The 14,275-nt window shown below is 67.1% G+C and carries 16 protein-coding genes; 9 read left to right on the forward strand and 7 right to left on the reverse strand.

The window, feature by feature from the left end; genetic code table 11:
- Window positions 1–171 precede the first annotated feature (171 nt).
- From DCN14_RS07875 to DCN14_RS07880, 3 genes are read left to right on the forward strand one after another with little or no spacing between them, the layout of a single operon-like run.
- A complete protein-coding gene (locus tag DCN14_RS07875) occupies window positions 172–588 on the forward strand; it encodes a nuclear transport factor 2 family protein (protein ID WP_096499457.1) in 417 nt (138 codons plus the stop codon).
- Window positions 589–591: 3 nt separating this feature from the next.
- On the forward strand, window positions 592–723 hold the full coding sequence (locus tag DCN14_RS38990) for a hypothetical protein (protein WP_275896808.1): 132 nt from the start codon (window positions 592–594) through the stop codon (window positions 721–723).
- Window positions 724–755: 32 nt separating this feature from the next.
- Window positions 756–1,661, forward strand: a complete 906-nt coding sequence (locus DCN14_RS07880; protein WP_096499459.1) for an NAD-dependent epimerase/dehydratase family protein — start codon at window positions 756–758, stop codon at window positions 1,659–1,661.
- A gap of 142 nt (window positions 1,662–1,803) precedes the next feature.
- On the opposite strand, the gene DCN14_RS07885 is transcribed toward DCN14_RS07880, so the two are convergent.
- The 5 genes from DCN14_RS07885 to DCN14_RS07910 form a co-directional block, all read right to left on the reverse strand.
- Complete coding sequence (locus DCN14_RS07885; RefSeq protein WP_096499461.1) at window positions 1,804–3,669, reverse strand: phosphoenolpyruvate carboxykinase (GTP); 1,866 nt, start codon at window positions 3,667–3,669, stop codon at window positions 1,804–1,806.
- A 524-nt stretch (window positions 3,670–4,193) separates the two neighbouring features.
- Window positions 4,194–4,970, reverse strand: a complete 777-nt coding sequence (locus DCN14_RS07895; RefSeq protein ID WP_096499463.1) for a glucose 1-dehydrogenase — start codon at window positions 4,968–4,970, stop codon at window positions 4,194–4,196.
- A 124-nt stretch (window positions 4,971–5,094) separates the two neighbouring features.
- Entirely contained in the window at window positions 5,095–5,850 is a 756-nt protein-coding gene (locus DCN14_RS07900; RefSeq protein ID WP_096499465.1) for an SDR family oxidoreductase, read from the reverse strand.
- A 10-nt stretch (window positions 5,851–5,860) separates the two neighbouring features.
- On the reverse strand, window positions 5,861–6,727 hold the full coding sequence (locus DCN14_RS07905; RefSeq protein ID WP_096499467.1) for an SDR family NAD(P)-dependent oxidoreductase: 867 nt from the start codon (window positions 6,725–6,727) through the stop codon (window positions 5,861–5,863).
- 51 nt (window positions 6,728–6,778) lie between these two features.
- On the reverse strand, window positions 6,779–7,279 hold the full coding sequence (locus DCN14_RS07910; protein ID WP_096499469.1) for a nuclear transport factor 2 family protein: 501 nt from the start codon (window positions 7,277–7,279) through the stop codon (window positions 6,779–6,781).
- Window positions 7,280–7,490: 211 nt separating this feature from the next.
- On the opposite strand from DCN14_RS07910, the gene DCN14_RS07915 reads away from it, so the two are divergent.
- Window positions 7,491–8,003, forward strand: a complete 513-nt coding sequence (locus DCN14_RS07915; protein WP_096499471.1) for a nuclear transport factor 2 family protein — start codon at window positions 7,491–7,493, stop codon at window positions 8,001–8,003.
- A 50-nt stretch (window positions 8,004–8,053) separates the two neighbouring features.
- Window positions 8,054–8,770 (forward strand): EthD domain-containing protein, encoded by a 717-nt coding sequence (locus DCN14_RS07920; protein ID WP_096499473.1) that lies wholly within the window; start codon window positions 8,054–8,056, stop codon window positions 8,768–8,770.
- Between the two features lie 51 nt (window positions 8,771–8,821).
- Here DCN14_RS07920 and DCN14_RS07925 read toward each other — a convergent pair whose 3' ends face one another.
- On the reverse strand, window positions 8,822–10,405 hold the full coding sequence (locus tag DCN14_RS07925) for an isocitrate lyase (protein ID WP_096499475.1): 1,584 nt from the start codon (window positions 10,403–10,405) through the stop codon (window positions 8,822–8,824).
- A gap of 413 nt (window positions 10,406–10,818) precedes the next feature.
- Between DCN14_RS07925 and DCN14_RS07930 the strand changes: the two genes are divergently transcribed.
- The 4 genes from DCN14_RS07930 to DCN14_RS07945 all read left to right on the forward strand — a co-directional run bounded on the left by DCN14_RS07930 (window position 10,819) and on the right by DCN14_RS07945 (window position 13,384).
- A complete protein-coding gene (locus DCN14_RS07930) occupies window positions 10,819–11,340 on the forward strand; it encodes a YbaK/prolyl-tRNA synthetase associated domain-containing protein (RefSeq protein ID WP_096499477.1) in 522 nt (173 codons plus the stop codon).
- Complete coding sequence (locus DCN14_RS07935; RefSeq protein ID WP_096499479.1) at window positions 11,337–11,975, forward strand: helix-turn-helix transcriptional regulator; 639 nt, start codon at window positions 11,337–11,339, stop codon at window positions 11,973–11,975. The genes DCN14_RS07930 and DCN14_RS07935 overlap by 4 nt, the downstream gene beginning before the upstream one ends.
- A gap of 57 nt (window positions 11,976–12,032) precedes the next feature.
- Window positions 12,033–13,007: a threo-3-hydroxy-L-aspartate ammonia-lyase gene (locus DCN14_RS07940; RefSeq protein ID WP_096499481.1), complete on the forward strand. Its 975-nt coding sequence runs from the start codon at window positions 12,033–12,035 to the stop codon at window positions 13,005–13,007.
- Window positions 13,008–13,135: 128 nt separating this feature from the next.
- Complete coding sequence (locus tag DCN14_RS07945) at window positions 13,136–13,384, forward strand: hypothetical protein (protein WP_096499484.1); 249 nt, start codon at window positions 13,136–13,138, stop codon at window positions 13,382–13,384.
- Between the two features lie 66 nt (window positions 13,385–13,450).
- Here the strand turns inward: DCN14_RS07945 and DCN14_RS07950 are convergent, their stop codons facing one another.
- Window positions 13,451–14,275, reverse strand: coding sequence for an SDR family NAD(P)-dependent oxidoreductase (locus tag DCN14_RS07950; RefSeq protein WP_096499486.1), 825 nt, complete (start codon window positions 14,273–14,275; stop codon window positions 13,451–13,453).

The following is a 14,275-nucleotide window of genomic DNA, read 5'->3' on the forward strand; positions in this document are numbered from 1 at the left end:
TCGGACGATGCGCGATCGCCGCTCCCGGTGTTTTCCCCGAGCCGCGCCCTGCTCCGTATGGACGATGAGGATCGATCGGTCCGATGCGAACCTGCGCATCGACGTCGCAATGCCGCCACGTCCGCATGCGCGGCGTGGCCGACTCTTTCCGTACATCCACGGGAGCACTGCATGACCGATTCGAATCCCCGCCACGCGCTGTACGAGCTGGCGTGCCGTTACGCGCAAGCCGTCGACCGGCGCGACTGGCCGCGCCTTGCCGCCCTCTTCACCGCCGACGCGCGGCTCGACGGCCCCGGTTTCCGCTTCGACGACCGCGATGTGATCGTCGCCGGCATGCGTGTGATCGAGCGTTACGAGACGACCCAGCATCACGTGCACAACCAGCTCGTCACGCTCGACGGCGGCGAGGCCGACGTCGAGACGTACGGCGTCGCGTGCCACGTCTATGTGCGCGACGGCGTGAAGCGCAAGCTCGACTGGGGGCTGCGCTATCGCGACCGCTGCGTGTTCGACGGCGCGGCGTGGCGCTTCGCCGCGCGCACGCTGCACGTCGACTGGTCGCAAGACCTGCCGCTGGAGGGCTGAACGATGCGCTCGTCACGCCCCCTCGCCGGCCGCACCGCGCTCGTCACGGGCGGCGCGGGCGGCATCGGCGCGGCCCGCGCGCAGGACGTGCGCCAGGCGCTCGAAGCAATGTCTGGGCGGCATCCGTTCATTTGATACGGCGCGCCTGCGCCGTCACCGGAGACACCATGAAAATCCTGATCATCGGCGGCACCGGCCTCATCGGCGGCCACGCGGCGCTGCACCTGCACGCGCAGGGCAACCACGTGACGCTCGCCGCGCGCAAACCGCCCGCACCGGGCAGCGCGCTCACGCAATTCGACGTGCTGCAGCGCGACTACGTGGCCGGCAACTTCACGCGCGACGATCTCGCGCCGTTCGATGCGATCGTGTTCGCGGCCGGCAACGACATTCGTCATCTGCCGCCGGGCACCGACGAAGCCGCGCACTGGGAACGCGCGAACGTCGAAGCGGTGCCGCGCTTCTTCGCGCTCGCGCGCGAGGCCGGCGTGAAGCGCGCGGTGCTGGTCGGCAGCTTCTATCCGCTGGTCGCGCCGGAGTTGGTCGACAGCGTGCCGTACGTGCGCTCGCGCCATCTCGCCGACGAACGCGTGCGCGCGCTCGGGTCGCCGTCGTTCGCGGTGTGCAGCGTCAATGCGCCGTTCGTGGTCGGGTCGGTGCCGGGGCTGCGCAACGAGATGTTCGCCGCATATACCCGCTACGCACAGGGCAAGATCGCCGGATTGCCGGTATACGGGCCAGCCGGCGGCAGCAACTTCATCTCGACGCAATCGCTGTCGGAAGCGATCCGGGGCGCGCTGCAACGCGGCGAAACCGGCAAGGCCTATCTCGTCGGCGACGAGAACCTGAGCTTCGCCGACTACTTCGCGGCGTTCTTCCGCGCGGCCGGCAATCCGCAGACGGTACCGTCGCTCGACCACGCGCATCCGCTGCTGCCGGACCTCGCGATCTATACGGGGCGCGGCAACGTCGTGTCGTACGAGCCCGATCCTGCCGATACCGCGCTGCTGCGCTACCGGCGCGGCGACGTGCAGCGCGCGGTGAACGAAGTGGTCGCGCATTGCGGCGCGTAGGCACACGGCGCGACACACGCGACACACGCGAAACGAAACAAGACGCGAAGCGTAAACGACGACGTCCCGCCGCCGGCGATGCATGCCGGCGGCGGGACGTTCGGGCGTTGACTGCGCGACCTCGTTGCGTCGATGCGGATCGTCAGCCGCCGATGCGCTGTTCGATCTTGTTCATCGTGTCGGTCAGCTCGGCGGGCAGACGCAGCTTCAGCGTGTCGAACAGCTTCGCGTGCAGCTTCAGCTCCTCGCGCCATTCGTCCGCGTTCATCGACGTCACCCAATCGAACTGCTCGCGCGTGAAGTCGAGCCCGTCCCAATGCAGGTCGTCATAGGCCGGCGACACGCCGAACGCATGCTCGCCGCCGCCGCCGTTGCCTTCGAGGCGATCGAGCATCCACTTCAGCACGCGCATGTTCTCGCCGAAGCCCGGCCACACGAACTTGCCGTTCGCGTCCTTGCGGAACCAGTTCACGCAGTAGATCTTCGGCAGCTTCGCGCCCGCGCCTTCGAGCTGCTTGCCGAGCTTCAGCCAGTGCGCGAAATAGTCGCTCACGTTGTAGCCGCAGAACGGCAGCATCGCGAACGGGTCGCGGCGCACGATGCCTTGCTGGCCGACGGCCGCGGCGGTCGTCTCCGAGCCCATCGTCGCGGCCATGTACACGCCTTCGACCCAGTCGCGCGCTTCGGTCACGAGCGGTACGGTCGTCGAGCGGCGGCCGCCGAAGATGAATGCATCGATCGGCACGCCGGCGGGGTTCTCCCATTCGCCGTCGATCGACGGGCATTGGGACGCCGGCGCGGTGAAGCGCGAGTTCGGATGCGCGGCCTTGCGGCCCGTCTCCTTGCCGATTTCAGGCGTCCACGGGTTGCCCTGCCAGTCGGTCAGCTTCGCGGGCGGCGTGTCGGTCAGCCCTTCCCACCACACGTCGCCGTCTTCCGTCAGCGCGACGTTCGTGAAGATCACGTTTTCCTTGAGCGTCGCGATCGCGTTCGGGTTGGTCTTCACACCGGTGCCCGGCGCGACGCCGAAGAAGCCGGCTTCCGGGTTGATCGCGTACAGGCGGCCGTCGCGGCCCGGCTTCAGCCACGCGATGTCGTCGCCGATCGTCGTGACCTTCCAGCCGTCGAAGCCCTGCGGCGGAATCAGCATCGCGAAGTTGGTCTTGCCGCACGCGGACGGGAATGCCGCCGCGACGTGATACTTCTTGCCGGCCGGCGACGTCACGCCGAGGATCAGCATGTGTTCGGCGAGCCAGCCCTGGTCGCGGCCCATCGTCGATGCGATGCGCAGCGCGAAGCACTTCTTGCCGAGCAGCGCGTTGCCGCCGTAGCCCGAGCCGAAGCTCCAGATCTCGCGCGTTTCGGGGAAGTGCACGATGTACTTCACCGGATTGCACGGCCACGGCACGTCCTTCTGCCCCGCTTCGAGCGGGTGGCCGACGCTGTGTACGCACGGCACGAACTCGCCGTCCTCGCCGAGCACGTCGTACACCTCGCGGCCCATGCGCGTCATGATCCGCATGTTCACCGCCACGTACGGACTGTCGGACAGCTCGACGCCGACGTGCGCGATCGGCGAGCCGAGCGGGCCCATCGAGAACGGCACGACGTACAGCGTGCGGCCGCGCATCGAGCCGCGGAACAGCCCGTTCAGCGTCTCGCGCATCTCGTCCGGCGCGATCCAGTTGTTGGTCGGGCCGACGTCGTCGGCCGACGGCGTGCAGATGAAGGTGCGGTCCTCGACACGCGCGACGTCCGACGGATCGGATTGCGCGAGATACGAGTTCGGGCGCTTCGCCGGGTTCAGGCGCGTGAGCGTGCCCTGATCGACCATCGCCTGGCAGAGTGCGTCGTTTTCTTCCTGCGAACCGTCGCACCACACGACGCGTTCGGGCTCCGTGAGCTCGGCGATGCGCGACACCCAGTCGATCAGCTTGCGATGTTTGACGAATGCCGGCGGAGCGATCAGCGGGCCGTGCGTTGCTTCGGCCGTAGTGTTTTGCGACATGGGAATGTCTCCAGATTATTGGGCGGGGATGGGGGGTGCGGGGCGAGCCCGCGAGATGAGGAATGCGATCGGAGCGCAGGATGCAGCGACGCGCAAGGCGGGACGCGCGAGCGGAGCGCGTGTCGATGCCGCGATGCGGGCGAGAGAATGTGATGTCTCGTATGAGCGTGCGAACGCGAGTTTCGCCATGCAAGCAACCTGCCGTACAACTCCATGCCGGCCAGCATACCATCGCCGTTATCGGGCGGGCGTTGCGTTGCAACAAGAAACAACCGTGACGCCCTGCCGGCATGACGCTTGCCGGCAGGTTCTTTTTACTGCGCGCACGCAGTCGCTTTGGGGACGAATCCGCCGGAACGTCCGCCCGGCAAGGGTTTCGCGAAGACGGAAAAAACCGCGCGACGCATTCGCGCGCGCGCACGCGAACCCGCTCGGCCCGAATTAGCGTTTTCGCTATTCAGGCAAACCCCGAATTAGGTTGCGTACACAAACATCCGGCATGAATGCGTTGTGTACGCTACCGCTCAAAACGGCGCGCCCGGCAATCCGGGGTAATACGCGCCCGCCGCCATCCCGCCGTCGACGGACAGTTCTGCGCCGTTGCAGTACGACGCCTCGTCGCTTGCGAGAAACAGCGTCGCGCGCGCGATTTCGTCAGGCAGGCCGACGCGCTGCAGCGGCACGTGCGTGTAGTGCTTGTTGACCTCGTCGAGCGGCGCGCCGGCCGGATTCGACATCGCGGTGTTCACGCCGCCCGGATGGATCGAACTCACGCGCACGCCCTGGTGCCCGAGTTCGAGCGCCGCAACCTTGGTGAGTCCGCGCACGCCCCACTTGCTCGATACGTACGCGGCCAGCGCGTTCACGCCGCGCAGCCCGTCCACCGACGAGATGTTGACGATCGACCCGCTCTTCTGCGCGATCATTCGCGGCGCGATCGTGCGGATGCCGACGAACGTGCCGACGAGATTGATCGACACCGCGCGCTCGAAATCGCGCTTCGACAACGCGGTGATCGCGCCGAACATCAGCACCGCCGCGTTGTTGACGAGCACGTCGATGCGGCCGAACTGCTCGACGGTCGCGTCGGCCACGCGTTGCCAGCCCGCTTCGTCGGCCACGTCGAGCCGCATGAAGCGCGCCGCGTCGCCGAGTTCGCGCGCGAGCGCTTCGCCTTGCGCGTCGAGCACGTCGCCGATCACGACGCGCGCGCCTTCCTCGACGAACAGCCGGCACGTCGCCGCCCCCATGCCGCGTGCGCCGCCCGTGACGATCGCCACCTTCCCTTCCAGTCGACCCATGTCGTCCTCTTCCCGATTGTTCCGATTGTTCCGATGCTTTCCGGTTCCGGCTTGCCGGCCGCGATGCCCGATGGCGCGCACGCGTGGCGGCCCGTGCCTGGCGATGCGCGCATCCCGCGCGCCGTCAGCCCCAGTACGCCTGCCCGCCGTCGAGCGGCAACGTCGCGCCCGTCAGATACGCGGCGTCGCGGCTCGCGAGCAACACGATCGCGCGCCCGATGTCCCGCTCGCAGTCGCCGACGCGGCCGAGCGGGATCGTGCGGAAGAACGCGGCGGCTTCGTCCGGGTTCGCATCGACCCAGCCCTTCAGCCCCGGCGACAGCGCATGCGGTGCGACCGCGTTCACGCGGATGCCGTCGGCGCCCCATTCGCAGGCGGCCGCCCGCGTGAGCGCGCGGATCGCTTCCTTGGTCGCCGCGTATGCGCCGTAACCGGACGTATCCCAGCGCACCGCGGCTGACGACGCGAAATTGACGATCACGCCATCGCCTTTCAGATGCGGATGACATGCGCGCATCATCCGCAGCGTCGCGATCGGCCCCGATTCGAGGCCCGCGAGAAAATCCGCGTCCGTCACGTCGAGCAGGCGGCCGAGCGGCACGATCTGCGCGTTGTTGATCAGGATCTGCACGCCGCGAAACCGCTCGACGACCGCATCGACGCACTGCGCGATTTGTTCGGCATCCATCACGTCGCAGACGAACGGCTCCGCAACGCCGCCGCGTGCGCGAATCGCCTCGCACGTCGCGACCAGCTTGTCGCGCGTGCGGCCGACCACGGCCACCGCCGCGCCTTCGGCCGCGAGCGCATGCGCGACGCCTTGTCCGACGCCTTGCCCCGCGCCCGTCACGAGCGCGACCTTGCCATCGAGATTGCCCATTGCGCGCGCCTTACGCCACGATCGCCGGATGCGCCTGCACGGGGCCGCCGAGCATGTCGCGATACGACGGCGGCTGCTTGCCGTCGAGATCCGCGATGCCGTACCGCAGCGCGGCTTCCGCGCCGACCAGCACCTGCCCCGACAGCGCCATGCGTTGCGGATCGGCGTGGATCGCCTGAATCACGCGGCCGGTGAATTCCGGGCTTTCGGCGACGAGCGAGAATTCCTTGTACAGATCGGGATGCTCGCGCCACACGCGCGTCGTGCGCTCGGTGCGCAGCGGGCCCATCCAGATCGACACGGCGGCCACGTCGAACGGTTTCAGGTCGACCGCCATGTCCTTCGCGAACTTGTCGACGCCGGACTTCTGCGCACCGTATGCCGCGCCGTGCATGTAGCAGCTCGCGCCGAACGACGACGTGAACGCGATCAGCCCGCTGCGGCGCTTCGCCATCAGCGGCGCCGCGTGCCAGCTCGCCACGTAGGCCGAGCGCAGCCCGACGTCGAGGATGTTCACGAGGTCAAGCGACTTCTCCCAGAACGGGCCGGGCAGGATCAGCTGATCGTGCAGATAGGTCGCGTTGTTGACGAGGATGTCGAGCTGCCCGCTTTCGCGTTCGACCCGTTCAAATAGCGCCTTCACCTGCGCGTCGTCCGCGTGGTCGCATGCGACCGCGATCCCGCGGCCGCCCAGCGCGTCGATCTCGCGCGCCGTCTCGTGGATCGTGCCGGGCAGCGGCGCATCGCCTTCGTGCTGCGAGCGGCCCGTCACGTAGACGGTCATGCCGGCCGCGCCGAGTGCGCGCGCGATGCCCTTGCCCGCGCCGCGCGACGCGCCCGTCACGACGGCGACCGGCGCCTCGTGGTTCTGTGTCATGTTCGATGTCTCCTGGGGAATGTTCTCAACCGACGCGAGCGGAGCGCGTCGTCACATCGCAGGCGGCTGCGCGCCGGCGAACAGCACGCCCGGCGCATCGCCTTCGTAGCGGGCGGACAGCGTCGACGTGACGACGCAGCGCGTGGCCGCGATCTTCCATTCGCCGTCGACCTTCCGGTATTCGTCGTCGTAGGTCGCGCCGAGCTGCGTGAGCGTGTGCGCGTGCGTATCGAGCATCTGGTAATGCAGCCCCCACGTGCCGCGTGCATGCGTGTCGTCGAGCACGGTGATGTCGGGGTTCACGCCGTGGTGCATCTCGACGATGTGCGGATGGCAGCCGAGCCGCTCGAACACGTCGACGAGCGCGTCGCGATGGTCGAACGTGCCGATCCGCCCGTAGTCGATGTGCACGGTGCCGGGCGCGAAACAGTCGCGCATGCCCCGCGGGTCCTTCCGGTCGCAGCACGTGAAGTAGCGGGCCTTCAGGCGGCGGATCGCATCGGCGTCCTCGAGCCTGCGCACGCGCGCTTCCATTCGTTCGATCGGGGTCATGCCGTCTCTCCTTGGTCTCGTGTGCGCGGATCGAAGCCGCGTCGACGCCACGTTACAGGCGCACGAAAGCGCGGCCATCACCTGTTTGGATGAATCCGGTGGTCTGTATCGGCATGCGCCGACGATGCCGTCGCCGCGTTCGTCCGAACAGACGATGTGACGCGGGCGGCTTCGTTCCTACCATCGAACGACACCACCACGAGATACGGCGATGGACGAGACAACCCGCACGCTCTTCGAATACGAGCAGATCCGGCAGTTGAAGTACCGGTATTTCCGCGCGATCGACACGCACGACTGGTCGCTGCTCGAACAATGCGTGACCGACGACTGCGAAGTGCGGCTGCAAGGCGGCCGCTATGCATACGACGGCCGCGACGCGTTCGTGTCGAGCCTGCGTGCGCTGATCGGCAAGCCGACCGTCCTGACGATGCATCACGGCCATCACCCCGAACTCACGCTGATATCGGCCGATCACGCATGCGGCGTGTGGTTTCTCGAGGATCACGCGATCAATCTAGAGGACAACTACCTGGTGCACGGCACCGCGTTCTACGACGACCAGTACGTGAAGCGCGACGGCATGTGGCGCATTCACGCGACGCGCCACGAGCGGCTGTTCGAAACCGTCACGTCGCCGATTCCGCCGTCGTTCACGTTGACCGAGAACCGCTTCGCACCGGGTGCGCGCGACGCGGCCGATTCCACCGTCAACGCGTCCTGAAACCCGGCGGCAGCGCCGCCGATCCCGTCATTCCCTCTGGAGCCGGAGCAATGGAGAAAGTCATTTACGTGTTGTGGCGCGATGCGCAGGTCGCGCCCGATCAGTGGAGCCGCAGCGTGCGCGCGCAACTCGCGGACACGCTGCTGTCGCTCGGCGCGCACGGCGTGCAGGCGAACGTCGCCGATGCCGACGTCGCGCCGGCCGCGGCGCTCAAGCAGACCAATACGCACCCGGGCATCGACGGCATCGTCGCGGTGTGGCTCGACAGCGCGAACCCGATGTTCCGCCAGCCGTTCGACGATGCGGTGCGCGCGGTCGTCCCGCACATGGCCGCGTATCTCGTCACCGAATCGCAGCCGATTCCGAACACGCGCTTTCCCGCGCGGCCCGGCGAACGCACGAGCGGCTTCTCGCAGCTTGCGTTCCTGAAGCGCCCGCCGCGACTCACGCACGAAGCGTGGCTCGACGTGTGGCATGGTCATCACACGCGCGTCGCGATCGATACGCAGGACAATTTCCAGTACGTGCAGAACGTGGTCGTGCGGGCGCTCACGCACGCGGCGCCCGGCTACGACGCGATCGTCGAGGAATGCTTCCCGGCCGCGGCGATGACCGATCCGCACGCGTTCTTCGATGCGGTCGGCGACGAGGAGAAATTCCAGCGCAACGTGGCGGAGATGATGGACAGCTGCGGACGCTTCATCGATTTCGACAAGATCGACGTGGTGCCGACGAGCCAGTATGTCGTGAAGGCGGTGCGCGGATAAAAAAAGCCAACCCGCAACGGGTTGGCTTTTCTGCTTCGGGTCCGACGGATATCAGAACTGGTTCATCGTGTTGTCCTTGCCCGCCGCCTTCAGCGCTGCTTCGCCGCTGAAGTATTCCTTGTGGTCGTCGCCGATATCCGAGCCGGACATGTTCTGGTGCTTGACGCACGCGATGCCCTGACGGATTTCCTTGCGCTGCACGCCGGCCACGTAGCCGAGCATGCCCTGGTCGCCGAAGTATTCCTTGGCCAGATTGTCGGTCGACAGCGCGGCCGTGTGGTACGTCGGCAGCGTGATCAGGTGGTGGAAGATGCCGGCTTCACGCGATGCGTCGGCCTGGAACGTGCGGATCTTGTCGTCGGCGATCTTCGCCAGCTCGGTTTCGTCGTACTCCACGCTCATCAGGCGTGCGCGGTCGTACGCCGACACGTCCTTGCCTTCGGCCTTCAGCGCATCGTAAGCCTGCTGACGGAAGTTCAGCGTCCAGTTGAACGACGGGCTGTTGTTGTACACCAGCTTCGCGTTCGGGATCACCTTGCGGATCTCGTTGACCATGCCGCCGATCTGCGCGATGTGCGGCTTTTCGGTTTCGATCCACAGCAGGTCGGCGCCGTTCTGCAGCGACGTGATGCAATCCAGCACGCAACGCGCTTCACCCGTGCCCGAGCGGAACTGGAACAGGTTGCTCGGCAGGCGCTTCGGACGCAGCAGCTTGCCGTCGCGCTTGATGACGACGTCACCGTTGCCGAGCTGGTCGGGCGACAGTTCTTCGCAGTCGAGGAACGCGTTGTACTGGTCGCCCAGGTCGCCCGGCGTGCTGGTCACGGCGATCTGCTTGGTCAGGCCGGCGCCGAGCGAATCGGTACGGGCGACGATGATGCCGTCGTCCACGCCCAGTTCGAGGAACGCGTAGCGGATCGCGCGGATCTTCGCGAGGAAGTCCTCGTGCGGCACCGTGACCTTGCCGTCCTGGTGGCCGCACTGCTTCTCGTCGGACACCTGGTTCTCGATCTGGATGCAGCATGCGCCTGCTTCGATGAACTGCTTGGCCAGCAGGTAGGTTGCTTCCGCGTTGCCGAAGCCGGCGTCGATGTCGGCGATGATCGGCACGACGTGCGTCACGTGGTTGTCGATCTTTTCCTGGATCGCGGCCCTGGCAGCGGCATCCTTGGCGGCGTCCAGCTCGCGGAACAGGCCGCCGAGCTCACGGGCGTCGGCCTGGCGCAGGAACGTGTACAGCTCGCGGATCAGCGCGCTGACCGAGGTCTTTTCGTGCATCGACTGATCCGGCAGCGGGCCGAACTCCGAGCGCAGCGCGGCGACCATCCAGCCCGACAGGTACAGGTAGCGGCGTTCGGTGCTGTTGAAGTGCTTCTTGATGGAGATCATCTTCTGCTGGCCGATGAAGCCGTGCCAGCAACCCAGCGACTGCGTGTACTTGGCCGGATCGGCATCGTACGCGGCCATGTCGGCGCGCATGATCTTCGCGGTGTACCTGGCAATGTCCAGGCCCGTCTTGAACTTGTTCTGGGCGCGCATGCGGGCAGCGGATTCCGGATTGATGGCATTCCACGCGCTGCCTTGCTTCTCCTTCAAACCAGCCACTGCCTTGATGTCGTCTTGATATTGGGACATGTCTATCTCCTGGGAACGAAGCGCATTTGAGTAAAGGGTTCAGCCTGCCCGCCCCGCGTGACGAAGCGAACTGCATGGACTTAATAGTAACGCCGCGCGGCGCGCTGTCCACCAACTCTTATATAAGACATAAGATATAAATTTCGCTTGTTTTTCAATGAGATAAGAACAGCATTTTGCGATGCAAAACAGGTTTTCAAGCGGCGGGAAGGCCGCGCGACGGGAATTCGACGCGCATTTCGCGATATGAAACGATCTTTCGGCAGTTGGTGGGAGGACACGTATCGCGATCCATGCTTGCGGCTTTTGCCATCGACATGACAAAACGTCTATACTTGGACAATCCATCGACAGCGCATTGCGATGCGCCGTCCCCCGCGTACCGCAATGCGCACCCGCCTGCCCGCAACGACATGAGCGACTACCCTGTTTTCGACGCGCTGTGCGCCCTGCTGAATACGTCCGGCGCGCGGTTCCGCGTGCTGGAACATCCGGCCGAAGGCAAATCCGACGTGATCGCCGCGATTCGCGGCACACGCCCCGAACAGGGCGCGAAGGCGATGCTCTGCACGTTCAAGGACGGCGGCGACGCCGCCGCGCTCGCGGTGATCCCCGGTCATCTGAAGATCGATTTCCGGAAAGTCGCCGGCGCGCTCGGCCGCCGCAAGGCGACGCTCGCGCCGCCCGAACTGGCGGCCGCCGTCACGCGCTGCGTGATGGGCGCGGTGCCGCCGTTCGTGTTCGACGCGAACGTGACGCTCGTCGTCGATCCCGCGCTGATCGAACACAACGACGAGATCGCATTCAACGCAGGCCGCCTCGACCGCTCCGTCGTGCTCGACGCGTCCGACTACGTGCGCATCGCCCGCCCGCTGCTGGCCGACATCACGCGGCCCGACGCCACCGACGCGCCCACGCGCCAGGCCAGCGCATGACCACGCCCCGCAAAACGTCGCAATCGGAACAGGCGTCGCTGATCGAACAGATGCAGCGCATCGCCGAAGGGCTCGGCGCGATGTTCGCGCCGTTCACCGAGGTCGTCGTGCACGACCTGCGCACGCCCGAGCACGCGATTCTCGCGATCCACAACAACCTGTCCGGCCGCGCGGTCGGCGATCCGGCGACCGAGCTCGGCCTGGCGCGCATCGCCGACGACGACTTCCCGCAGGTGCTCCCGAACTACGCAAACCGTTTCGCCGACGGCCGCACCGCGAAGAGCACGTCGATCGGGATCAAGGATTCGAACGGCCGCTACGTGGCCGCGCTGTGCCTGAACGCCGACGTCACGCTGTTCCGCGGCTTCCAGGGGATGCTGAACCAGTTCTGCAGCATGGAAGGCGAACCGGTCGCCGAGACGCTCGACCCGGCCGGCGCGGATGCGATCCGGCAGCGCATCGATGCGTTCGCGACGCGCCTCGCGACCACGCCGCGTGAACTGAAGACCGACCAGCGCCGCGAGCTGATGCAGATGCTGAAGACCGACGGCTTCCTCGAGGTGCGCCGCGCGATGGAAATCGTGTCGCAGCATCTCGGCGTCTCGCGCGCCACCGTCTACAACGATGCGAAATGATGCGAGGCGCATGCGCGCCCCGCTTACCTGTTGACCGACCCTTCCGACGAGCGACTCATGACCACTCCGACCCTCCCCACCTACGACGACGTCGCGGCCGCCGCGGCGCGGCTCGACGGCCACGCGCACCGCACGCCGGTGATGACGTCCCGCACGATCGACGAAGCGCTGGGCGCGCAGGTGTTCTTCAAGTGCGAGAACCTGCAGCGCATGGGCGCGTTCAAGTTCCGCGGCGCGTTCAACGCGCTGTCGCGCTTCGACGCGACGCAGCGCCGCAACGGCGTCGTCGCGTTCTCGTCGGGCAACCATGCGCAGGCGATTGCGCTGTCGGCGCGCATGCTCGGCATTCCGGCAACCATCGTGATGCCGCAGGACGCGCCGGCCGCGAAGATGGCCGCCACGCGCGGCTACGGCGGCAACGTGGTGACCTACGACCGCTATACCGAGGACCGCGAGCAGATCGGCCGCGCGCTCGCGGAGAAGCACGGGCTCACGCTGGTCCCGCCCTACGACCACGCGGACGTGATCGCGGGCCAGGGCACGGCGGCCAAGGAACTGTTCGACGAGGTCGGGCCGCTCGACGCGGTGTTCACGCCGCTCGGCGGCGGCGGCCTGCTGTCGGGCACGGCGCTCGCGACGCGCGCGCTGTCGCCGCATGCGAAGCTGTACGGCGTCGAGCCGGAAGCCGGCAACGACGGCCAGCAGTCGTTCCGCTCGGGGTCGATCGTGCATATCGACACGCCGCGCACGATCGCCGACGGCGCGCAGACGCAGCATCTCGGCAACCTGACGTTCCCGATCCTGCGGCGCGACGTCGACGACATCCTGACCGCGACCGATGCGGAACTGGTCGACTGCATGCGCTTTTTCGCGACCCGTATGAAGATTGTCGTGGAGCCGACCGGCTGCCTGTCGTTCGCGGCCGCACGCCGGATGAAGGACGAACTGCAAGGCAAGCGCGTGGGCATCGTGATCAGCGGCGGCAACGTCGATCTCGAGACATTCTGCGCGCTGGTATCCGCCGCCGCATGACCGCCGCGGCGCGCGGATGACGTCATGCAGCGTCCGTCATCCGTGCGACGGCGCCTTCACGTCGCGTTAAGTTTCGCGACCTAGACTCATTGCGTGATCCCGCAGTCAGTCGTGAAGAAGGAGTCGCCATGAACACGCACGCGATCGTCGCTGCCGCCCTCGCGGCCGCATCCCTCTCGGCGTTCGCTCAACCGGGCGTGACGTCATCCGGGTTTCCCGCTGTCTCGCCGCGCGACGACGTCGCGCGGCCCGCTCACCGTGCGCCCGCCGCGCTGCCGCACGCCGGCTTCGTGCTCGCGAAGATCGATCAGAACAATACGCCGCCCGATCGCGGCGGCGATCCGTCCGGCCGCACGCGCGGCAGCACGCATATGTAACGCCGTGTGGACCGGCCGCGTCGGCCGGCCTGCATCGCGACATCGCGACATCGCGGCATCGCCGCATCACAACGACGGCAGCGACGGATCGCGCGCGGCAAGGACGTCGGCGGTACGCCGCTGCAGCGCGCCGTCGATCGTCTCCGGCTGCGGAATCAGCCAATAGCGTCCGTCGCGAATGCCGTCGAACACCCGCGCGGCGAACGCGTCGGGCGTGAGTCCGTGCGCGTTCAGCATCGCGCGCATCGTGTCGACGAAGCCCTGCACTTCCGGCCGGTCGTGCGCGGCGCCGAACGGGTCGTTGAAGATGCCCGTCTGCACCGGCCCCGGCGCGAGCAGCGACACGCCGACCGGCGCGCCGAGCATCTTCAGCTCGCCGTACAGCGATTCGGTCAGCGCGACCACCGCGAACTTCGTCGCCGAATACGGCGACATCAGCGGGCTCGGCAGGAAGCCGCCCACCGACGCGGTATTCACGATGCGCGCCGGCACGTTGCGTTCCAGCATGCGCGGCACGAAGCTGCGGATGCCGTTCATCACGCCGTGCACGTTGATCGCGAAGCTGCGCTCGAACCGTTCCGGCGTGATTTCCCAACTGAAGCCGGTCGCCATCACGCCCGCGTTGTTGAACAGCAGGTCGACGCCGCCGAAGCGCCGCCACGCGGCGTCGGCCAGCGCGTCGACGGCTTGCGGCCGGCTGACGTCGGTCGGCACGCACAGCACGTCGGTATCGAGCGTCGCGGCAAAGGCGTCGAGCTTCTCCGGGTCGAGGTCGGCCAGCACGACGCGCATGCCGAGCGCGGCCGCGTGGCGCGCAAGCCCGCTGCCGATGCCGCTGGCCGCGCCGGTGATCACGGCGGTGCCGCCGTCGAAGCGAATCGGGTTCGTCAT

The organism is Burkholderia sp. IDO3 (genome assembly GCF_003366075.1).
Taxonomy (GTDB): domain Bacteria; phylum Pseudomonadota; class Gammaproteobacteria; order Burkholderiales; family Burkholderiaceae; genus Burkholderia; species Burkholderia anthina.